The sequence below is a fragment of the Streptomyces sp. NPDC054961 genome (assembly GCF_053609145.1).
In genome coordinates this window covers 189,420-208,026 of record NZ_JBSGWY010000009.1, presented here as the reverse complement: position 1 = coordinate 208,026, position 18,607 = coordinate 189,420, and the positions used below count along the sequence as shown (strand labels likewise).

General features: G+C 72.2%; 15 protein-coding genes. 5 read left to right on the top strand and 10 right to left on the bottom strand.

What is annotated here, in order from left to right:
* Positions 1-209: 209 nt before the first annotated feature.
* On the bottom strand, positions 210-2,750 hold the full coding sequence (gene pcrA, locus ACWF9Z_RS12260; RefSeq protein WP_453600718.1) for a DNA helicase PcrA: 2,541 nt from the start codon (positions 2,748-2,750) through the stop codon (positions 210-212).
* 208 nt (positions 2,751-2,958) lie between these two features.
* On the opposite strand from pcrA, the gene ACWF9Z_RS12255 reads away from it, so the two are divergent.
* Together ACWF9Z_RS12255 and ACWF9Z_RS12250 are read left to right on the top strand one after the other, a co-directional pair.
* Entirely contained in the window at positions 2,959-3,312 is a 354-nt protein-coding gene (locus ACWF9Z_RS12255) for a hypothetical protein (protein WP_453600715.1), read from the top strand.
* A gap of 260 nt (positions 3,313-3,572) precedes the next feature.
* Entirely contained in the window at positions 3,573-4,625 is a 1,053-nt protein-coding gene (locus ACWF9Z_RS12250) for an NlpC/P60 family protein (RefSeq protein ID WP_453600712.1), read from the top strand.
* Positions 4,626-4,677: 52 nt separating this feature from the next.
* Here ACWF9Z_RS12250 and ACWF9Z_RS12245 read toward each other — a convergent pair whose 3' ends face one another.
* The 3 genes from ACWF9Z_RS12245 to ACWF9Z_RS12235 form a co-directional block, all read right to left on the bottom strand.
* Positions 4,678-5,790: an alpha/beta hydrolase gene (locus tag ACWF9Z_RS12245; protein ID WP_453600710.1), complete on the bottom strand. Its 1,113-nt coding sequence runs from the start codon at positions 5,788-5,790 to the stop codon at positions 4,678-4,680.
* 97 nt (positions 5,791-5,887) lie between these two features.
* Complete coding sequence (locus ACWF9Z_RS12240) at positions 5,888-6,610, bottom strand: LuxR C-terminal-related transcriptional regulator (RefSeq protein ID WP_453600707.1); 723 nt, start codon at positions 6,608-6,610, stop codon at positions 5,888-5,890.
* The gene (locus tag ACWF9Z_RS12235; RefSeq protein WP_453600704.1) at positions 6,607-7,902 is read right to left on the bottom strand and encodes an ATP-binding protein; all 1,296 of its coding nucleotides are present in this window, start codon (positions 7,900-7,902) and stop codon (positions 6,607-6,609) included. Before ACWF9Z_RS12235 ends, ACWF9Z_RS12240 begins: the two co-directional genes overlap by 4 nt.
* Positions 7,903-8,033: 131 nt before the next feature.
* On the opposite strand from ACWF9Z_RS12235, the gene ACWF9Z_RS12230 reads away from it, so the two are divergent.
* Positions 8,034-9,407, top strand: coding sequence for a PspC domain-containing protein (locus ACWF9Z_RS12230; protein WP_453600701.1), 1,374 nt, complete (start codon positions 8,034-8,036; stop codon positions 9,405-9,407).
* Positions 9,394-9,618, top strand: coding sequence for a hypothetical protein (locus tag ACWF9Z_RS12225; RefSeq protein ID WP_453600698.1), 225 nt, complete (start codon positions 9,394-9,396; stop codon positions 9,616-9,618). The genes ACWF9Z_RS12230 and ACWF9Z_RS12225 overlap by 14 nt, the downstream gene beginning before the upstream one ends.
* Here ACWF9Z_RS12225 and ACWF9Z_RS12220 read toward each other — a convergent pair.
* From ACWF9Z_RS12220 to guaA, 4 genes are all read right to left on the bottom strand, one after another.
* Entirely contained in the window at positions 9,564-10,094 is a 531-nt protein-coding gene (locus tag ACWF9Z_RS12220; protein WP_453600695.1) for a DoxX family protein, read from the bottom strand. The two genes, ACWF9Z_RS12225 and ACWF9Z_RS12220, sit on opposite strands and share 55 nt — an antisense overlap.
* 18 nt (positions 10,095-10,112) lie before the next feature.
* Complete coding sequence (locus tag ACWF9Z_RS12215) at positions 10,113-11,378, bottom strand: hypothetical protein (protein ID WP_453600692.1); 1,266 nt, start codon at positions 11,376-11,378, stop codon at positions 10,113-10,115.
* 102 nt (positions 11,379-11,480) lie between these two features.
* Positions 11,481-12,260 (bottom strand): class II aldolase/adducin family protein, encoded by a 780-nt coding sequence (locus ACWF9Z_RS12210; RefSeq protein WP_453600689.1) that lies wholly within the window; start codon positions 12,258-12,260, stop codon positions 11,481-11,483.
* Between the two features lie 125 nt (positions 12,261-12,385).
* Positions 12,386-13,972 (bottom strand): glutamine-hydrolyzing GMP synthase, encoded by a 1,587-nt coding sequence (guaA, locus tag ACWF9Z_RS12205; RefSeq protein WP_453600686.1) that lies wholly within the window; start codon positions 13,970-13,972, stop codon positions 12,386-12,388.
* A gap of 296 nt (positions 13,973-14,268) precedes the next feature.
* Here guaA and ACWF9Z_RS12200 point away from each other — a divergent pair, with 296 nt between their 5' ends.
* Entirely contained in the window at positions 14,269-14,562 is a 294-nt protein-coding gene (locus ACWF9Z_RS12200) for a chorismate mutase (RefSeq protein ID WP_453600683.1), read from the top strand.
* Between the two features lie 423 nt (positions 14,563-14,985).
* Here ACWF9Z_RS12200 and ACWF9Z_RS12195 read toward each other — a convergent pair whose 3' ends face one another.
* A complete protein-coding gene (locus tag ACWF9Z_RS12195) occupies positions 14,986-16,638 on the bottom strand; it encodes a peptidase (RefSeq protein WP_453600680.1) in 1,653 nt (550 codons plus the stop codon).
* A gap of 165 nt (positions 16,639-16,803) precedes the next feature.
* A complete protein-coding gene (locus ACWF9Z_RS12190; RefSeq protein WP_453600677.1) occupies positions 16,804-18,603 on the bottom strand; it encodes a GMC oxidoreductase in 1,800 nt (599 codons plus the stop codon).
* Between the last annotated feature and the right edge of the window lie 4 nt (positions 18,604-18,607).

Genomic DNA, 18,607 nt, shown 5'->3' with positions numbered 1-18,607 from the left:
TGCCCCTTGAGGAGCGGCGTCCGGTGCGTGCTCTCGGCGTGCCGGCCGCAAGCGCTCGTACTGGACGTACTTGGGCTTTCGGCCGGTGCGGCGAGCGTGCGTGCCGGGCGTCGCGACGGGGCGAACGTTGCCTGACGCGGCACTAGGAGCCGGCCGAACCACCGGGCCGGCCCGAACGGCTCCCACCGTCCGGGCGGCCTGACGCGACGCTAGAGCTTCTGCACCGGCGCGTACCGCAGCAGCAGCCGCTTCGGCTTCTCGTCCCCGAAGTCGATGGTGGCCTGCGCGTCCGCGCCGGCTCCCTTGACCTCCATGACCGTGCCCAGCCCGAACTGGTCGTGCGTGACCCGGTCCCCGACCACCAGCGCGATCACCGGCTTGTCGGAGGCCCGGCGCGTCGCGAATCCGGACGGACCCGTCTTCGACCGCGACGAGGACAAGAACGACTCCGGCGAGGTGCCGAACGAGCTCTTCGAACCGCCGCCGCCCGAACCCGAGGACCCGTAGCCCGAGCCCCGCATCGGACCCGCCGGCTTCTGCGCCGCGCCCGTCCGCTTCCACTGCAGGTACTCGGCCGGGATCTCCTCGAGGAACCGCGACGGCGGGTTGTACGAGGGGGTGCCCCAGGCGCTGCGCATCGAGGAGCGGGTCAGGTACAGCCGCTCCCGGGCACGCGTGATGCCGACGTACGCGAGGCGGCGCTCCTCCTCGAGCTCCTTGGTCTGGCCCAGCGCCCGCATGTGCGGGAAGACCCCGTCCTCCATGCCGGTCAGGAAGACCACCGGGAACTCGAGGCCCTTGGCGGTGTGCAGGGTCATGAGGGTGATGACGCCGTTGCCGTCGGTGTCCTCGTCCGGGATCTGGTCGGAGTCGGCGACGAGCGCGACCTGCTCCAGGAACTCCGCGAGGGTGCCGGGGCCCACCGGCGGGGCGCCGTTCTCGGCGGCCTCCGCGGCCGCGGCCTCCCGGGCCTGCTCGAACTCGAGCGCCACGGCGGCCAGTTCCTGGAGGTTCTCGATCCGGGTCTCGTCCTGCGGGTCGGTCGAGGCCTGGAGTTCGGCGAGGTAGCCCGTCCGCTCCAGGACCGCTTCCAGGACCACGGCCGGGCCGGCGCCCGAGTCGACGATCGTGCGGAGCTCTTCCATCAGCACGTTGAAGCGCTTGACCGCGTTCGTCGAGCGGGCGGCCATGCCGAAGGCCTCGTCGACCCGGCGCAGCGCCTGCGGGAAGGTGATCTTCTCGCGCATGCCGAGCGCGTCGATCATCGCCTCCGCGCGCTCGCCGATGCCGCGCTTGGGCACGTTCAGGATCCGGCGGAGCGGGACGCTGTCCTCGGGGTTCGCCAGGACGCGCAGGTACGCGAGGACGTCGCGGACCTCCTTGCGCTCGTAGAAGCGCACGCCGCCGACGACCTTGTACGGCAGTCCGACGCGGATGAAGATCTCTTCGAACACGCGGGACTGCGCGTTCGTCCGGTAGAAGATCGCGACGTCGCCCGCCTTGGCGTCGCCCGCGTCCGTCAGCCGGTCGATCTCGTCGGCGATGAACTGCGCCTCGTCGTGCTCGGTGTCCGCGACGTACCCGGTGATCACCGCGCCGGTGCCGGCCTCGGTCCACAGGTTCTTCGCACGGCGGTTCTCGTTGCGCTCGATGACCGCGTTGGCGGCCGACAGGATCGTCTGGGTGGAGCGGTAGTTCTGCTCCAGCAGGATCGTCGTGGCGTCCGCGTAGTCCTCTTCGAACTGGAGGATGTTGCGGATGGTCGCGCCGCGGAAGGCGTAGATCGACTGGTCGGCGTCACCCACGACGCACAGTTCGGCGGGCGGCAGGTCCGGGTAGCCGGTGCCGACCAGCTCGCGCACGAGCGTGTACTGGGCGTGGTTGGTGTCCTGGTACTCGTCGACCAGGACGTGCCGGAAGCGGCGCCGGTAGTGCTCGGCGACCTCCGGGAACGCCTGGAGCAGGTGGACCGTGGTCATGATGATGTCGTCGAAGTCGAGCGCGTTCGCCTCGCGCAGGCGCCCCTGGTACATCGCGTACGCCTGGGCGAGGGTCTTCTCGAAGCCGTCCACCGCCTGCCCGGCGAAGGCGTCCTCGTCGATGAGCTCGTTCTTCAGGTTCGAGATCTTGGCGTTGAAGGCCTTCGGCGGGAACTTCTTCGGGTCCAGGTCGAGGTCGCGGCAGACGAGCGCCATCAGGCGCTTCGAGTCGGCCGCGTCGTAGATCGAGAACGAGGAGGTGAAGCCGAGCCGCTTGGACTCGCGGCGCAGGATGCGGACGCACGCGCTGTGGAAGGTGGAGACCCACATGGCGTTGGCGCGCGGGCCGACCAGGCCCTCGACGCGCTCCTTCATCTCGCCGGCGGCCTTGTTCGTGAAGGTGATCGCCAGGATCTGGCCCGGGTGGACCCCGCGCGCGCCCAGCAGGTGGCCGATGCGGTGCGTCAGCACGCGCGTCTTGCCGGAGCCGGCGCCGGCCACGATCAGCAGCGGCGACCCCGCGTGCACCACGGCGGCGCGCTGCTCCGCGTTCAGCCCCTCGAGGAGGGCCGCCGGGTCGATGACGGGCCGGGGGGCGCCGTCCCGGTAGTACGCGTCCCCGCGGCCCCCACTGCCGTGGGCCACGTCGAACCGGCCCCCGAAGAGATCGTCCGCGCCCGGCTCGGGGGCGGCGTGATCCTCGGGCGGCGGGGGGACCTCGTCGGAGGGGGAGAGGTCGGTCAGGAAGCTGTCGTCAAAGAGGCTGCTCATCGCCTTCCGAGTCTAGGGGGCGGGACCGACAGTGCGTCCCGGGCCCGGGAAATTGGGCCGCACCGGCCCGGTGGACCCCGCGCGGACCCTTCCGGGGCGGGGCCGCCCGGGGCCCGTCCTCGCGGGGCCCGCCCCTCCCCCACCAGGCCTCGAAGCCTTCGCACACCTGACCGAGATCCGCGATAGGCCACCACCTAGGCTCCTCGGCATGAACGTTCTCATCCATGTCTTCCTCGGCCTGCACATCATCGGCATCGCCTCGCTCCTCGGCGGCTTCCTGACCCAGATGAAGGCGATGGGCGCCGGCACGGCCCGGTTCGTGCCCGCGATGCTGCACGGCGCGCTGACCATGCTCGTCACCGGTGTGCTGCTCGTCGGCTTCCGCGAGATGGACGGCGGAGCCGTCAACAACGTCAAGATCGGCGTCAAGCTCGCGATCCTCTTCGTGATCCTGGCCCTCGTCTACGTCAAGCGGGACGAGGAGCGGGTGGACAAGGCACTGTTCGGCACGGTCGGCGCACTGACCGTGGCCAACGTCTTCATCGCCGTTCTCTGGCACTGATCCCGGGCGCCGGGGCCGAGTGCCGGCGCCGGGGCCGGGTACCGGAGCCGCGGCCGCCGTCGCCTCCCGGACGACGGCCCGCGGACGACGGCCCGCGGACGGCCCGACCGGCCATCGGCGGTCATCGGCGGTGGCCGTACGGCGGCCGGACGACAAGATCCGGTCGCGTGCGGCCATTTACGATCACCCGTCATCCGCCCGTTACCTCCGGGTCTAGCGTCCTCCTCCAAGCACCGACAGAGGAAGGACGTGAGGCCCTCGTGGCCAGTCATCGAAAGCTCAGGCAGCGCCCGTTTTCCGGCGGCACCGCACGGACCACCGCCCGGACCACCGCCGCCACCCTCGCCCTCGCGGGCGCTGCCACCGCCACCGTCTTCGAAGGCACCTCCCACGCCGACCCCCAGCCGACGCCCTCGCAGGTCAAGGCGGAGGTGGACCGGCTCTACGGGGAGGCCGAGGCCGCGACCGAGCAGTACAACGGGGCGAAGGAGAAGGCCGACGACGCGGAGCGGGCGCTCGCCGGACTGCAGGACGAGACGGCCCGCAAGACCGATCAGCTCAACAGTGCCCGCAACACGCTCGGTTCGCTGGCCGCGACCCAGTACCGCAGCGGGACCCTGGGCGCCGCCGTCCAGCTGGCGATGTCCGACAGCCCGCAGGAGTACCTGGACCGGGCCGCCCTCATCGCGCACGCCGGGAACCGCAACGCCGCCGGCATCTCCGTCGTGCGCCGCAAGGTCGACGAGGTCGGACAGCTCAGGGAACAGGCTTCCGGACGCCTCGCCGACCTGCGCGCCCGGCAGGGCGAGCTCGCCGGCCACAAGGCCGAGATCGAGGCGAAGCTGGCCGCGGCGCAGCGGCTCCTGGACAAGCTGACCGCCGAGCAGCGCGCGGCCTACGAGGCCCAGTCCGCCGGCGGCGCCACCGCCGGCCCGGCCAGCCAAGCCCCGCCCCCCTCCGACGGATCGCGCGCGGCCGGCGCGGTGGCGTTCGCGTACGGGGCGATCGGCAAGCCGTATGTGTGGGGCGCGACGGGGCCGGGATCCTTCGACTGCTCGGGCCTGACCCAGGCGGCCTGGCGCGCGGCCGGGGTGTCGCTGCCGCGCACCACGTACACGCAGATCAACGCCGGGCAGCGGATCTCCCGCGACCAGCTGGCCCCCGGTGACCTGGTGTTCTTCTACTCCGGGGTCACCCATGTGGGCATGTACGTCGGCAACGGCCAGATGATCCACGCCCCGCGCCCCGGCTCGACGGTGCGTCTCGCGCCGGTGGACTCGATGCCGTGGGCGGGCGCTTCCCGCCCGGCGTAGCGGGCCGCGGACCCGGACCCACGCCCGGAGCCGGCCCCGGCCCGTACGGAACCTACGGCGCCTTGACCGTCTTGCTCAGCCAGTCGAAGGTCTGCGGCAGCTGCTTCGACCAGCTGTCGAGGTTGTGGCCGCCGGTCACCTTCTCCGCGTGCACCACGGTCGGCCCCTGGGCGATGGCCTTGAGGTCCGTGCCGGACAGGTAGCCGTCCTGCTCGGCCCCCGACATCCACAGCGAGACCGCCGGCGGCGTGGCCGCGGACTTGAGCAGGTGCTTCAGGTTGTGGGTGCGGCGCAGCTCCGGATCCTGCGCGACCAGCGACGAGGGCTCCTGGCCCGGGTCGTTGTAACCGGACAGGGAGACGGCCGCGCTGTAGCGGTCGGGGTGGCCGATCGCCAGCTTGGCGGCGCAGTACGCCCCCGCCGAGTACCCGGCCACGCCCCAGGTGCGGGCTTCTTCCGAGACCCGGAAGTTGTCCGTGACCATCTTGCGGACGTCGACGCTGAACCAGCTGTCGGCGTTGACCTTGCCGGGGATGTTGGCGCAGCCGGTGTCGGCGTTGCCGAGCAGCATGGCGCGCGGCGAGACGAGGATGAACGGCTGCACCTTGCCGCTCTTCATGAGCGGTTCGAGGACCTCGTGCGCCTTCAGCCCCTGGAACCAGGACTTGCCGGTCCCCGGTATGCCCGGGATCAGCTCGACCACGGGGAACTTCTTGTCCTTGAAGGCCGGGTCGTCGTACTGGGGCGGCAGCCACACCAGGACGTCACCCTTGACGCCGGAGACCTTGCCGTCGAGCTCGGTCTTCTTGACCCGGCCGCCGAGTCCCTCGACCGGCTGGAACTCCTGGATCACCTTCGGCGCGGCCTTGACCTCGGCGGCCTTCTTCCCGCCGAGCCCGTCGGGTCCCAGGTCGGGGGCGGCGGTGACGTACGTGCCGGTGCCGAGCAGATCGCCCCAGGTCGCGTAGAAGTTCATGTCGCGGTTGACGGCGATGAACACCAGCGCGACGGCCGTGACCTGGGCGAAGACCATCATCACCGCGCGCGTCACGACGCGCACGGCGACGGGTCCGCGCACCTTGCTCCACACCGTCAGGGGCAGGAGGACGGCGCACGCCGTCAAGGCGATCGCCGCCGCGAAGAGGGGGGTTCCCGTCAGACTCATCACGGACGCAAGAGGGGTCCGCGCCGTGCCCGGGTTCCCGCGAGCGGCTGCGGCGTGGGTCACAGGGCTTTCGGCCCGGAACCCACGCCGCCCCGGATCAGACCAGGCGGCGGGCCGTCGCCCAGCGGGTCAGCTCGTGCCGGTTGGACAGCTGGAGCTTGCGCAGGACCGCCGAGACGTGGGATTCCACCGTCTTCACCGAGATGAAGAGCTGCTTGGCGATCTCCTTGTACGCGTATCCGCGGGCGATGAGCCGCAGCACCTCGCGTTCGCGCTGGGTGAGCCGGTCCAGGTCCTCGTCGACCGGCGGGGCGTCGGTCGAGGCGAACGCGTCGAGGACGAAGCCGGCCAGGCGCGGGGAGAACACCGCGTCCCCGTCCTGGACCCGGAAGACGGAGTTCACCAGGTCGGCGCCGGTGATCGTCTTGGTGACGTAGCCGCGCGCGCCGCCCCGGATGACTCCGATGACGTCCTCGGCGGCGTCCGACACCGACAGCGCCAGGAACCGTACGGGGTCCTCCGCGGCTGACATCAGCGGGGCGCAGCGGCGCAGCACCTCGACGCCGCCGCCGCCGGGCAGGTGCACGTCGAGGAGCACCACCTCCGGGCGGGTGGCGGTGATGACGGTGACGGCCTGGTCGACGTCGGCGGCCTCGCCGACGACCTCGACCCCGGTCCGGTCGGTCTCACCGATCTCGGCCTGGACTCCCGTGCGGAACATGCGGTGGTCGTCGACGAGCACCACCCGGACCCTGCCCCGGCCGCCGCCGGGGGCACCCCCGGGGCTCGTGCCGCCGGTGTTCGCGTTGTCCTCGGTCATGCTGCCTTCGCCGCCCTCTCCATTTCCAGCTCGACTTCCGTGCCGCCGTCGGGTGCGGACCGCAGCCGCGCGGTCCCGCCGTTGCGCTGCATCCGGCCGATGATCGATTCTCGTACGCCCATCCGGTCGTCCGGTACCGCGTCCATGTCGAAGCCCGGCCCCCGGTCGCGCACGGACACGAACACCGTCTGTCCCTCCACCTCCGCGTACACCTGGACGGGCCCGCCCTCGCCACCGTACTTGGCGGCGTTGACCATCGCCTCGCGTGCGGCCTGCATCTGTGCGGCCAGCTTCTCGTCGAGGGGGCAGTCGCCGACGACGACCACCTCGATCGGGACTCCGTGGTGGTCCTCGACGTCGGCGGCGGTCTTCTTGACGGCGTCGGCGAGCGTCGTGGGCTCCTCGGCCTCATCCTTGCCGGTGCCCTCGGGCTTGTACAGCCAGTTGCGCAGTTCCCGCTCCTGGGCCCGCGCGAGGCGCCGTACTTCCCCGGGGTCCTCGGCGTTCCGCTGGATCAGGGTGAGGGTGTGCAGCACGGAGTCGTGGACGTGGGCGGCGACTTCGGCGCGTTCCTGGGCCCGGATGCGCATCAGGCGCTCCTCGGAGAGGTCCTGGGTCATCCTGATCAGCCAGGGGCCGGCGAGGAGGGCGACGCCGACGAGGACGGCGAGGGTCGCGGTCATGACGTTGCCCAGCTGGGCGGCGGAGCCGCGGACGACGATGAAGACCGTCAGGCCCACGCCGACGAGGGCGACGCCGGCGAGGGCGCGGGCGGTCTGGAGCAGCCGGGCGTGCCGGCCGGCGGCCGCGTTCCAGTGCGCGCGGCGGGCGTTGTCGGCCTGCCGCCAGACGAGGACCACGCCGGCCCCGACCAGCAGCGTCGGCCATACGTACCGTCCGGAGGCGCCGCCGACCTGGACCTTGGAGATGAAGATGCCGGCGCCGACGCACAGCGCGATCAGCGCGGTGATCTGTCCCCGCTCGGGCTTGCGCAGCCGCCGGGTGCCGTCGGGGAGGGTGTCGAAGAAGGAGCGGTGGCCGCTGCGGCCTCCGATGCCCAGCGGGACGAAGACCCAGAACGCGGCGTACAGGAGGACGCCGAGGCCGTCGCCCCACATGAACAGGCCGAAGAAGGCGAGCCGGACCCAGATGACGGGCACCCCGAGGTGTCCGGCGAGGCCGCGCGCGACGCCGCCGAGCATCCGGCCGTCGGCGCTGCGGTAGAGCTTGCGCTGCGGCGTCTCGTCGGATTCCGGTGCGTACGGCGGGCGGGGGGCGGCGGCTACGGGCATGTCACCGATGGTCACACGCGCGCGGTACCCGGTACATCAGGGCAGCCCCCCAGTTCTCTCGGGGGGATATCAGGGTTGCGCCAGGGTAGATCCGGATGTCCGCGGCGGCGGGGGGCCGTCACCATGTACACATGACCGAAGTGCACGATTCCCCGCCGCCGGACGCAGGAGCCGGCCCGGCCGCCGGCTCGGCCCCGCCGCCCGGCGAGCGCCCTCCCCTGCGCCGCAGCAAGCGCGACAAGGTGCTCGCGGGCGTGTGCGGCGGACTCGGCCGGTACTTCGACCTGGACCCGGTGGTCTTCCGGATCGTGCTCGGCGTCCTCGGGGTGACCGGTGGCGTCGGTCTGATCTTCTACGGGTTCGCGTGGCTGCTGCTCCCCCAGGAGGGCGAGGACGACAGCGAGGCGAAGAAGCTGCTGACGGGCCGGGTGGAGGGCGCGACGCTGGCAGCGGTGTTCGCCGCGCTGGTGGGCTGCGCCCTGTTCCTGTCGATGCTGGACAACGGCGCCCTGGCGGTCTTCTCCGTCCTGGCCGCCCTGGCGCTGGCCGGCGCGGCGTACTGGTCGCGCCACCATCGCCACACGTACCCGGCCGCCCCCGCCCCGGAGGAGAAGTCCGCCGGGGGCGCGGAGTTCGTCTGGCCGGTGGCGACGCGCGTGGGGCACCGGACCGTGCACAGCCCGGCGCCCCCGGAGACGCAGGCGCCGCCCGCGCCCGGCGGCCCGTCCTGGTGGCGGGACCCGCTGGTCAAGGACGGCACCACGGGCCCGGTCGGCTCGACCGGCTATCTGTGGGGTCCGGACGACACGGCGGAGGGCGTCCCGGGCGGCCCCGCGGCGGCTCCGCCCGGCGAGCGCGTCCCCCGCGCTCCGCGGGGCGGCATAGGCGGCCGGGTGTTCGTGCTGGCCCTGCTGGCCGGGGCGGTCTCCACCGCCTCGGTCTGGGAGGGCAGCACCCTCAGCCACGCGCTGCAGGTCGGCTTCGCCAGCGCCCTCGCGGTCTTCGGCCTCGGTCTCGCGGTCAGCTCGTTCAAGGGCCGCACCGGCTTCGGCACCGTGCTGCTCTCGGTGATCACGGCCGGGCTGCTGGCCGGGGCGGTCGCCCTGCCCAAGGAGATCGGCACCGACTGGAAGCAGGTCGAATGGCGTCCGGCCGCGGTGGCCGACGTGCGCCCGCAGTACGAGGCGGGCACCGGGCTGGCCACCTTGGACCTGAGCCGCCTGGACGTCCCGAAGGGCACCACGGTGACGGTCAGCGCCTCCCTCGAGGCGGGACGGCTCAAGGTGGTCGTGCCCCGGGAGGTCACGGCGCGGGCCGACGTCTCGGTCGGGCTGGGCGATATCCACATGCCCGGGGAGACCGGCCGGGACGTCCGGATCCGGGAAGGCGGCGAGACCCGGGAGACGACGCTGGAGCCCGCCGCCGGCACCGAGGCCGGCGGGACGATCGAGCTGCACCTGAGTGCGGGTGTGGGACAAGTGGAGGTGGCCCGTGCGGCGTCATGAGTTCCAGCCGGGACGGCTGATCGCGGGGCTGGTCCTGATGGCGGCCGGCGTGCTCTATCTGCTCGGTGCGGCCGGCGAGACCGACCCGCCCTGGTTCTTCGTCCTGTTGATGGTCCTGGGCGGGCTCGCCTTCGCCGCCGTGGTCGGCCTGGTGACCTATGCTGTGCGCCGCGACCGGAGGGACCGGATCACCGAGTCCAGCGACAGGTAGGGCGCCCCGGCGAGGACCAGCGGCAGCCAGGCCATCAGGTAGATCAGGTCGTTGCCGTAGTAGTAGGGGGTCACCGCCCAGGACACCGTGAGCCACAGGCTGAGCGAGATCAGCGCCCCGCCGAGGGCCGCCAGCCGGGTCAGGAGTCCGGCCAGGACGCCCAGACCGACGAGGATCTCCCCGATCGCCAGGGCGACGGCGAAGCCGACGGGCGCGTTCAGCGCCAGGTCCACCATGGCCGGGATCGCGGAGGTGTCGCGCACCCCGCGCATCAGCCCTCCGATGGAGCCGTCGCCGGTGGCGGAGAGGAACGCGGAGTCGGTCAGCTTGTCCAGGCCCGCGTAGACGAAGGTCACGCCGAGGAAGATCCGCAGGGGCAGGAGGGCGTGGCGGGCGGCGAGTGCGCGCAGGCCGTGGTCGAGACCGGGGGCATCTGAGACGCCGAGGGCGCTGGAAGGTGCGTCAGTTCGGTTCACGCGACATGTGTACCCGCTTCACTCGGCCACGTCGATCGTGCAGCGGTTGGATTCCACTCCGGCGGCGGTCACCACCTGGATCTCGACCCGCCCCGGTTCCACTTCCGCCGGCACCGGCACGGTCAGCACCGCGTCGGAGGGGTTGGTGAAGCCGCCCGGCACCGGGACCAGCGGCACGTGCACGTGCACCGCCCCGACCCGGACCACCAGCCGCGCCAGCATCTGCGGCGTCTGCGCGCCGGGCGGCACGAAGCCCACGCCCCGGATCTCGATGTCGTCGCCGGGGCGGATCGCCCCGTCCAGATCCCCGGGCTCGCGCCTGCGCACCACCGACAGCACCAGCGGACGGCTGCCCTCGGCGTACTTCGCCGCCAGGTACACCGCCGCCGACAGCGCCACCAGCAGGGCCAGCGCCCACGGCAGCTGCGGCAGCCGGTCCGGGAACCGGGCCAGGGACACGGCCGCGAAGCCCAGGACCACCGTGGAGACCAGCACGTACTGGGCGTCCGGGAAGGAGCCCCGGCCCGCGTCGTCCGTCAGCAGGTCCGCGCCGGTCGGGCGGTCCGCCGGCAGCTTCTGCAGCCGCTGGCCCATGATCCGTACGGAGACCACGCGGCGCACCAGCACCGCCACCGCCGAGGTCATCGTGAGCACCGCGAGCAGCGGCAGCGCGCGGCCGAGCGCGAAGCCCGCGTACAGCGCCTCGCGCTCCGGTCCGGGCGCGGAGGCCGCGAGCCGCAGGGCGGGCAGCAGCGCGGCGAACGCGGTGAGCACCAGCCAGGCGCTCGGCACCACCTTCGAGGTGGACAGCCGGTTGTCCTCGCCGACGAGCGGGGCCAGCAGCCCGCCCCGGACCGTCTGCGCCCGGGCGGCCACCGTCAGCAGGCCGGCCAGGACGAGCGCGGCCAGCAGCCCGGCGGTGCGCGCCGTGGACCAGCCGGTGCCGAGCGCGGCGGCGACCTGGACGAGCAGCAGCACCCCGGCGGCGATCCACACGGCGAGCACCGCCCGCCGCGACAGCAGGTACAGCCAGGAGTGGCCGGCTTCCCGCCCCCGGTCGGCGACCGTCCGGGCGGACAGGGTCAGTTCGTCGGACACCCACTGCCGGGACGCTCCGGCGGAGCGGGCGACGGCGGCGGGCAGCCCCTGTCCGGCGGCGAACTCGTCGCGCTTCTCCAGGAACGCGGCGACCGCGCGGCGGTGCCCTTCACGTGCTCCGTGCGGGCAGTCGTCGCAGGTGCAGCTGCCGTTGTGGGTGGGGCGGGAGATCTCTTGGACAGCCACGTACGTGCCGCCTCTCTGAACTTCGGTGCAATGCCAGCGAATTGTGCACCACTGCGGCAGTGCTCCGGATTGCGCACGATGTCAGAGCAGGTGATTAACCGTTCATGATGTTGACGCCACCTGTTCGAGCAGCGGCTGCAGGCTCACCCAGGCGGCCAGGTCGGAGCCGAACCGTTCGCGCGTGGCGACGGCGCTGTGGTGGCCGATGAGCACCGGCTTCCCGGCCGCCCGCGCGGTCAGCTGCACCTGCGCGGCCCGTTCGGCCGCGATGAACCACCAGGCCGCCGCGTCCACCGAGCCGCCGACGGTCAGCAGCCCGTGGTTGCGCAGGACCAGGGCCTTGTACGGGCCGAGCGCCTGCGCGATCCGGGCGGCGTCGTCGGCCGCCGCGTACTCGTCGAGCAGCGCGTGGTCCTCGTAGAAGGCGCAGGCCTCCCGGGTGACCGGGGCCAGCAGTTCGCCGAGGGCGGCGAGCGCCCTGCCGTACGGGGACTGCGTGCGGACCACGGCCACCACGGCCGGGCGGGCCCGGTGCACGGCCGCGTGCACGGCGAAGGCCAGCTGGTTGACCCGGCGCTCCCCCTGGCGGACCCGCCCCTGGCCGTCGACCAGCAGCAGGTCCTCGGGGCCGAGCGCGCCGAAGGCCCGGCCGAAGGGGTTCACCCAGTAGCAGTCCTCGAACTCCGGGTCGCGGGCGCTGACGTGGCCGTCCACCCCGTCCTCGTACCCGAGCCGTCCCAGGAGCCGCAGCACGGCGGCGAGCCGCTCCTTGCGGTGCGCGCGCTCCTCGGCGGCGACGGCGAACACCGGCGGCATCTCGAAGCCCAGCCGTTCGGCGGGCACGGGTGCGGGTGCGGCCGCGCGGGCCGGCTGCTCGGTCATGGGGAGCCCTCCTTCGGGTCGCGGCGCAAGGTACCGGCGACCGGGCGAAGAGGCCATACACGCGGCGAGGCCGCCGCTCCCCGTCCGGGAGCGGCGGCCTCGTCACGTACGGCGAGCGGGCGGGACTACTCCCACTCGATGGTGCCCGGGGGCTTGCTCGTGCAGTCCAGGACGACGCGGTTCACGTCCGCCACCTCGTTGGTGATGCGGGTGGAGATCCGCGCGAGCACCTCGTAGGGCATGCGCGTCCAGTCCGCGGTCATCGCGTCCTCGGAGGAGACGGGGCGCAGCACGATCGGGTGGCCGTAGGTGCGGCCGTCGCCCTGGACGCCGACGCTGCGGACGTCCGCGAGCAGGACGACCGGGCACTGCCAGATCTCCCGGTCGAGGCCGGCCGCGGTGAGCTCGTGGCGGGCGATGGCGTCGGCCTCGCGGAGCAGGTCCAGGCGCTCCTTGGTGACCTCGCCGACGATGCGGATGCCCAGGCCGGGACCCGGGAAGGGCTGGCGCTGGACGATCTCGGCGGGCAGGCCGAGCTCCTGGCCGACCATCCGGACCTCGTCCTTGAACAGCTGGCGCAGCGGCTCGACGAGCTCGAACTCGATGTCGTCGGGGAGCCCGCCCACGTTGTGGTGGGACTTGATGTTGGCGGTGCCGGTGCCGCCGCCGGACTCGACCACGTCCGGGTACAGGGTGCCCTGCACGAGGAAGGCCACCGCGGGGCCGTCCTCCTGGAGGATCTCCAGCTGGGCCTGCTCGAAGACGCGGATGAACTCGCGGCCGATGATCTTGCGCTTGGTCTCCGGGTCGGAGACCCCGGCCAGCGCGTTCAGGAAGCGCTCCTGGGCGTCGACGACCTTCAGCTGCACGCCGGTGGCGGCGACGAAGTCCTTCTCGACCTGCTCGGTCTCGCCCTTGCGCATCAGGCCGTGGTCGACGTAGACGCAGGTGAGCTGCGAGCCGATGGCCTTCTGGACGAGCGCGGCGGCGACGGCCGAGTCCACGCCGCCGGAGAGGCCGCAGATGGCGCGCTTGTCGCCGACCTGCTCGCGGATGGCCGCGACCTGCTCCTCGACGATGTTGCCGGTGGTCCAGGTGGGGGCGAGACCGGCGCCGCGGTAGAGGAAGTGCTCCAGGATCTGCTGGCCGTGCGTGGAGTGCATCACCTCGGGGTGGTACTGCACGCCGTAGAGCTTCTTCTCGTCGTTCTCGAAGGCCGCGACCGGTACGACGTCGGTCGACGCGGTGACGGTGAAGCCCTCGGGAGCGGCGGAGCAGGCGTCGCCGTGCGACATCCAGACCGACTGGTTCGCGGGGGTGCCCTCGAAGAGGGTGGACCCGGTCTTGGAGACGGCCAGCCCGGTGCGGCCGTATTCGCGGGACCCGGTGTTGTCGACGGTGCCGCCGAGGGTGACCGCCATCAGCTGGAAGCCGTAGCACATGCCGAAGACGGGGACACCGGCCTCGAAGAGCGCTCGGTCGAGCTGCGGGGCGCCCTCCTCGTACACGGAGGACGGGCCGCCGGACAGGATGATCGCCTTGGGGTTCTTGGCGAGCATCTCGGCCACGGGCATCGTGCTGGGCACGATCTCGGAGTAGACCCGTGCCTCGCGGACGCGGCGGGCGATGAGCTGGGCGTACTGGGCGCCGAAGTCGACGACGAGAACCGTGTCCGGAGCGCTGTCGTGGGTGGCGGAGGTGGCTTCAGGCACGGGGCAGGCCTTCCGGCGGAAGAGGGGGTTGTTTTGTCGATTCTAACGGGGGACCGGCCACGCCCTTCGTCTCACCATCCGAACCCGCTTGGCCGAGGGCGGGACAGAGGGTCATAATCCACTCCATGCGCAAGCAGCTGAGCTTCCTCTTTACCTATGGCACCGGCCGGTCCGGTCGCCATGGGTCCTCGTGATGCTCGCTTGAGCCGCTGACTTCCCAGAGCGCCCCGGTCCGACAGGACCGGGGCGCTCTGGCGTTTCCGCTCCTGCCGGCCCCTCATCCACAGGAGATCCCCGTGTCCGTCACCGCCACCGCCACCGCCACCGCCGGCGACGTCGCCACGCCCCCCGAGCAGCTGATCGCCGCCTCCCGCGACCGGATCGACACCCTCGACGACCGGATCATCGGCCTGATCCAGGAGCGGATGGCCGTCTCTGCCGTCATCCAGGAGGCCCGGATCGGTTCGGGCGGCCGCCGGGTGCACCTGTCGCGCGAGATGGAGGTCCTGGGCCACTGGAGCGACGCCCTCGGCAAGCCCGGCACCACGCTCGCCATGACCTTGCTGGAGCTGTGCCGCGGCCGGGTCTGAGGGCCGTCGGGCCCGGCCGGCCGCCTCCGGACCCCGTGACGCGCGTTCGTCACCCGTCCGGACCGTGACCGCCTCCGGCACCCTTCGTTGATGCGGGTGTCCGCGCCAGCCAGGCGCGGGACCGCACCACCACGCGTGGCTCCGACGGAGCGATGAGACGGACCCCTCCGGGGTGCGTCGTGGGACCTCGCTCCTTCGTGTGACCGGACGGCAGGGGACAGCAGCCCGGTCACCCCGAAAGGAACGGCCGGCCCGGGGGGACGCCCCTGGCCGGCCGTTCTTCTGTGTTCCCGTACGGATCGGGACCGCACTCCCCCTCCGAGCGCGGTCCTGCCGGACACATGGAGGAGACAGCCCGTCGGCCCGGAAGGTTGCACGGGATTCCGGAGATCCGGGATCCGGTGTTCCGCGAGGGCTACGGTGCTACGCCCTCGCGGCGGCCCGGCGCCGGAAGGCGAGGTACAGCGCGCCACCGGCCGCGACGAGCGCCGCTCCGCCGATCGCGACGGGCAGGGCGGTGCTGCCGGTGGAGGCCAGGCCCCCGTTCGCCTTGGTCCCGTTGCCGGAGCCCGGCGCGGCCGGGGCGGTCGCGGAGGCGGTGGCCGAGGTGCCGGGGGCCGGGGTGCCGGTCCCGGTGGACGGACCCGTGGTCGGGGTGGTGCCCGTGTCCTTGCCGTTGATCACGAAGGCGGCCTTGTTGTTGGCCTTGTTCGGGTCCCAGTCGGGGACCGTGGTCTCCTCGGGGCCCCACTGGCCGACCGAGATAGAGCCGGTGGCGTCCTCGACGACCTTCTCGATCTTCAGCTCGAACGGGTAGGCGAACTTCTGCTTCTCGCCGATGACGTGCGTGGTGGAGCAGTGGTAGCGCGGGGCGCCCAGGTTCTCCTTGCGGTACCCGCCGTTGGCCTCGACCCCGCGGCATTCCGCCGGCGCCTTGGTGACCTTCGCACCGGCCGGGACGACGATGTCCGTGCGGGCGACGGCCTCGCCGGAGCGGAGGTAGGCGACCCAGGCCGGGCCGTTGTTCTGGAACCCGAGCTCCGCCTTGAGCGTGTCGCCCGCCTTGCCCTTGAGGGAGACGGCGCCGGCCGCGAGGTCGGCGGAGTTCTTCACCGAGAAGTCGAACTCGTGGTAGTTGTTCCACGGGTCCAGGTCCGCGGAGCGCAGCGCGGCGGCCCTGGCCGGGCGCTCCTCGAGCTTCAGCTTCTTGCCGGTGGCGGACGTGGCGAGCTTCCCCGCGGCCTTCGGCTGGTCGCCGTTCTCGTGGAGCACGTAGGTGAGCGATTCGATGAAGGCGTGGGGGGCCGCCTTCAGGGTCAGCGGCTCCGCGGTCTCGTAGACCGTTCCCGGCTTGATCTCGTCCGGGAAGGTGCAGACCGTGGTGCCCCAGCCCGTGTTCCAGGGCTGGCCCGGGTCGTCGGACACGCTGTAGGAGCAGTTGTCGTACTTCTCGACGAGGTCGATGCCGTGCGTGGTGTCCATCTTGAGCGCCACGCCCCGGGCGGACTCGGTGCCCGCGTTGGAGAAGACGATCGGCAGGGCCTGGGTCTGGCCCGGCGCCATCTCCCGCTTCAGGGGGGCTTCCTCCAGCACCAGGTCCGGGCCGCCGATCTTGACCTTGGTGGTCGCGGCCTTGAAGGTGGCGCCCTCCGCCGAGCCCGTCATGGTCAGGTCGACGACGGTGCCGACCTTGCTGTCCTTGGCGGCCGTGAGGTCCAGGGACACGACCTGGCTGTTGTGCGTCCAGATCGACCAGTCCTTGCAGGTGACCTTCGCGGCCGCCAGGGTGCAGCCGTTGGACTGCTCCTTGGTGAGCGCGACGTCGGCGACGCCCTTGAGCGCGCTCAGGTCCACGGTGTAGGTGCTCTGCCGGTCGAAAACGCTGCCGGTCTCGTTCGTGACACCGAAGTCGACCGTGGTCTTCTGCGGCTCACCGCCCTGCCCGGGGTGCGGGTGGAGGCCGATCTCGGCCGGGCTGTACAGCGTGAAGACGGGATCCGCGGCGTGCGCGGGGGTGGCGGTCAGGCCCAGGGCCGTGAGGCCGACCGCCGCCAGCAGGGAGATGCGCTTTCTCATGCCCCCTTGACCCGCACGGGCCCTTCGCAGTTGCGCCGCTCACCCTGTGATGGACACCACAGCCTTCGCTACCGGATTCCGGTACAACCATCTGGGCTGCACATCTGTCACCCATATACCTCGGTGGGTACCGCGCTCGGAGGGGGAGCGCGGTACCCACCGGTGTCAGCCGGCCGGTTCCGCTTTGCGCGGCGGAAGTTCCGGTATCGCCAGGAACGGCAGCCGCAGCGCCCCGAAGGCCTCCTTCGGGACCGCCGGACGGGCCGGTTCCACCGCCTCGAGGCGGACGTAGGCCGCACCCTGTTCCGGGCGCGGGTCCCGCTCACCGTTGTTCGGCCAGTAGGACATCGCCCGCTCCGCCTGGGCCGTGATCGTCAGCGAGGGGTTGACCCCGAGGTTCGCGGAGACCGCCGAGCCGTCCACCACCGAGATGCCGGGGTGACCGTAGAGCCGGTGGTACGGGTCCACCACGCCCTCCTCGGGGGAGGCGCCGATCGGGCAGCCGCCGAGGAAGTGGGCCGTCAACGGGGTGCCCATCAGCTCGCCGATGTTGCTGCCCGCGAACCCGTTGATCTCCTCCGCGAGCAGCGTCGCCGCCTGCGTGGCCTCGGCGATCTGCACCGGGTTGGGCGCACCGTGGCCCTGGCGGGCCGTGAGCAGGCCCTTCCCGAGTCCGCCGGGCTTGCGGTAGGTGGTCAGGGAGTTGTCGAGCGACTGCATGACCAGGCCGATGATGGTCCGCTCCGACCAGCGCCGGTTGGAGAGCGAGCGCACGAGCTGCACCGGGTGCCGGGCGGTCCGCCCGAGCCAGGCCCGGACCCGGTGGGCGGAGTACGGCACCTGGAGGATCGTCATGAACCCCATGGCGTTGGATCCCTTGCCGTAGCGCACGGGCTCGATGTGCGTGTCGGCGTTGGGGTGCACGGAGGAGGTGATGGCCACGCCCCGCGTGAAGTCGGCGCGCCGCTCCTCGCCGGGGCCCGCGCCGTGCCGCTTGCGGTAGCGCCGGTTGTCGGTCTGGGCGCCTACGAGGCCTTCGGAGTTGGTCCGTGTCAGTTCGCCGAGCCGCTCCGAGAGGCGGGGCAGCTCGCCCAGGTCCTTCATCGTGTGCAGGAGGGTCTGGGTCCCGTACGTGCCCGCCGCGACGACCACGTAGCGGGCGCGCAGCACCTTGGCCTTGCCGCGGCGGCGGCCGTCGGTGGGGACGGTGCGGACGCGGTAGCCGCCCTCGGGGTGGTCGGAGAGGGCGGTGACGGTGGTCATGGGGTGGATGACGGCGCCGGCCCGCTCCGCGAGGTGCAGGTAGTTCTCGTTGAGGGTGTTCTTCGCCCCGTGCCGGCAGCCGGTCATGCACTCCCCGCACTCGGTGCACGCCTTGCGGGCGGGGCCCGCGCCGCCGAAGTACGGGTCGGGGACCTCCTCGCCGCCGCGGACCTTCGTCTGGCCCCGCGCGTCCTCGCCGTCTCCGAAGAAGACGCCGACGGGGGCCATGTGGAAGGAGTCGGCGACGCCCATCTTCTCGGCGGCGGCCTTGAGGTGGACGTCGGAGGGGGTGATCGTCGGGTTCAGCCGCACGCCGAGCATCCGCTTGGCCTGGTCGTAGTGCGGGGCGAGCTCGTCGTGCCAGTCGGTGATGGACGCCCACTGCCGGTCCTCGAAGAAGGCGGTGGGGGGCACGTACAGGGTGTTGGCGTAGTTGAGCGAGCCCCCGCCCACCCCGGCGCCCGCGAGGACCATCACGTTGCCGAGGAGGTGGATGCGCTGGATCCCGTACAGGCCGAGGGCCGGGGCCCACAGGTAGTTGCGCAGGTCCCAGCTGTTCTTCGGCAGGCTCTCGCGGGTGAAGCGCCGCCCCGCCTCCAGGACGCCGACCCGGTAGCCCTTCTCGGTGAGCCGCAGTGCCGAGACCGACCCCCCGAAGCCCGATCCGATGACGATGACGTCGTAGTCGTAGGACTCAGACACGGTG

What these genes read in the sequence shown, in the direction of transcription:
- ACWF9Z_RS12240 (WP_453600707.1), bottom strand. Translation starts at nt 6,610, where the DNA reads ATGACCGAGGACAACGCGAACACCGGCGGCACGAGCCCCGGGGGTGCC.
- ACWF9Z_RS12210 (WP_453600689.1), bottom strand. Translation starts at nt 12,260, where the DNA reads ATGACCGAGCAGCCGGCCCGCGCGGCCGCACCCGCACCCGTGCCCGCC.
- ACWF9Z_RS12245 (WP_453600710.1), bottom strand. Translation starts at nt 5,790, where the DNA reads ATGAGTCTGACGGGAACCCCCCTCTTCGCGGCGGCGATCGCCTTGACG.
- ACWF9Z_RS12195 (WP_453600680.1), bottom strand. Translation starts at nt 16,638, where the DNA reads ATGAGAAAGCGCATCTCCCTGCTGGCGGCGGTCGGCCTCACGGCCCTG.
- pcrA (WP_453600718.1), bottom strand. Translation starts at nt 2,750, where the DNA reads ATGAGCAGCCTCTTTGACGACAGCTTCCTGACCGACCTCTCCCCCTCC.
- ACWF9Z_RS12255 (WP_453600715.1), top strand. Translation starts at nt 2,959, where the DNA reads ATGAACGTTCTCATCCATGTCTTCCTCGGCCTGCACATCATCGGCATC.
- ACWF9Z_RS12230 (WP_453600701.1), top strand. Translation starts at nt 8,034, where the DNA reads ATGACCGAAGTGCACGATTCCCCGCCGCCGGACGCAGGAGCCGGCCCG.
- ACWF9Z_RS12235 (WP_453600704.1), bottom strand. Translation starts at nt 7,902, where the DNA reads ATGCCCGTAGCCGCCGCCCCCCGCCCGCCGTACGCACCGGAATCCGAC.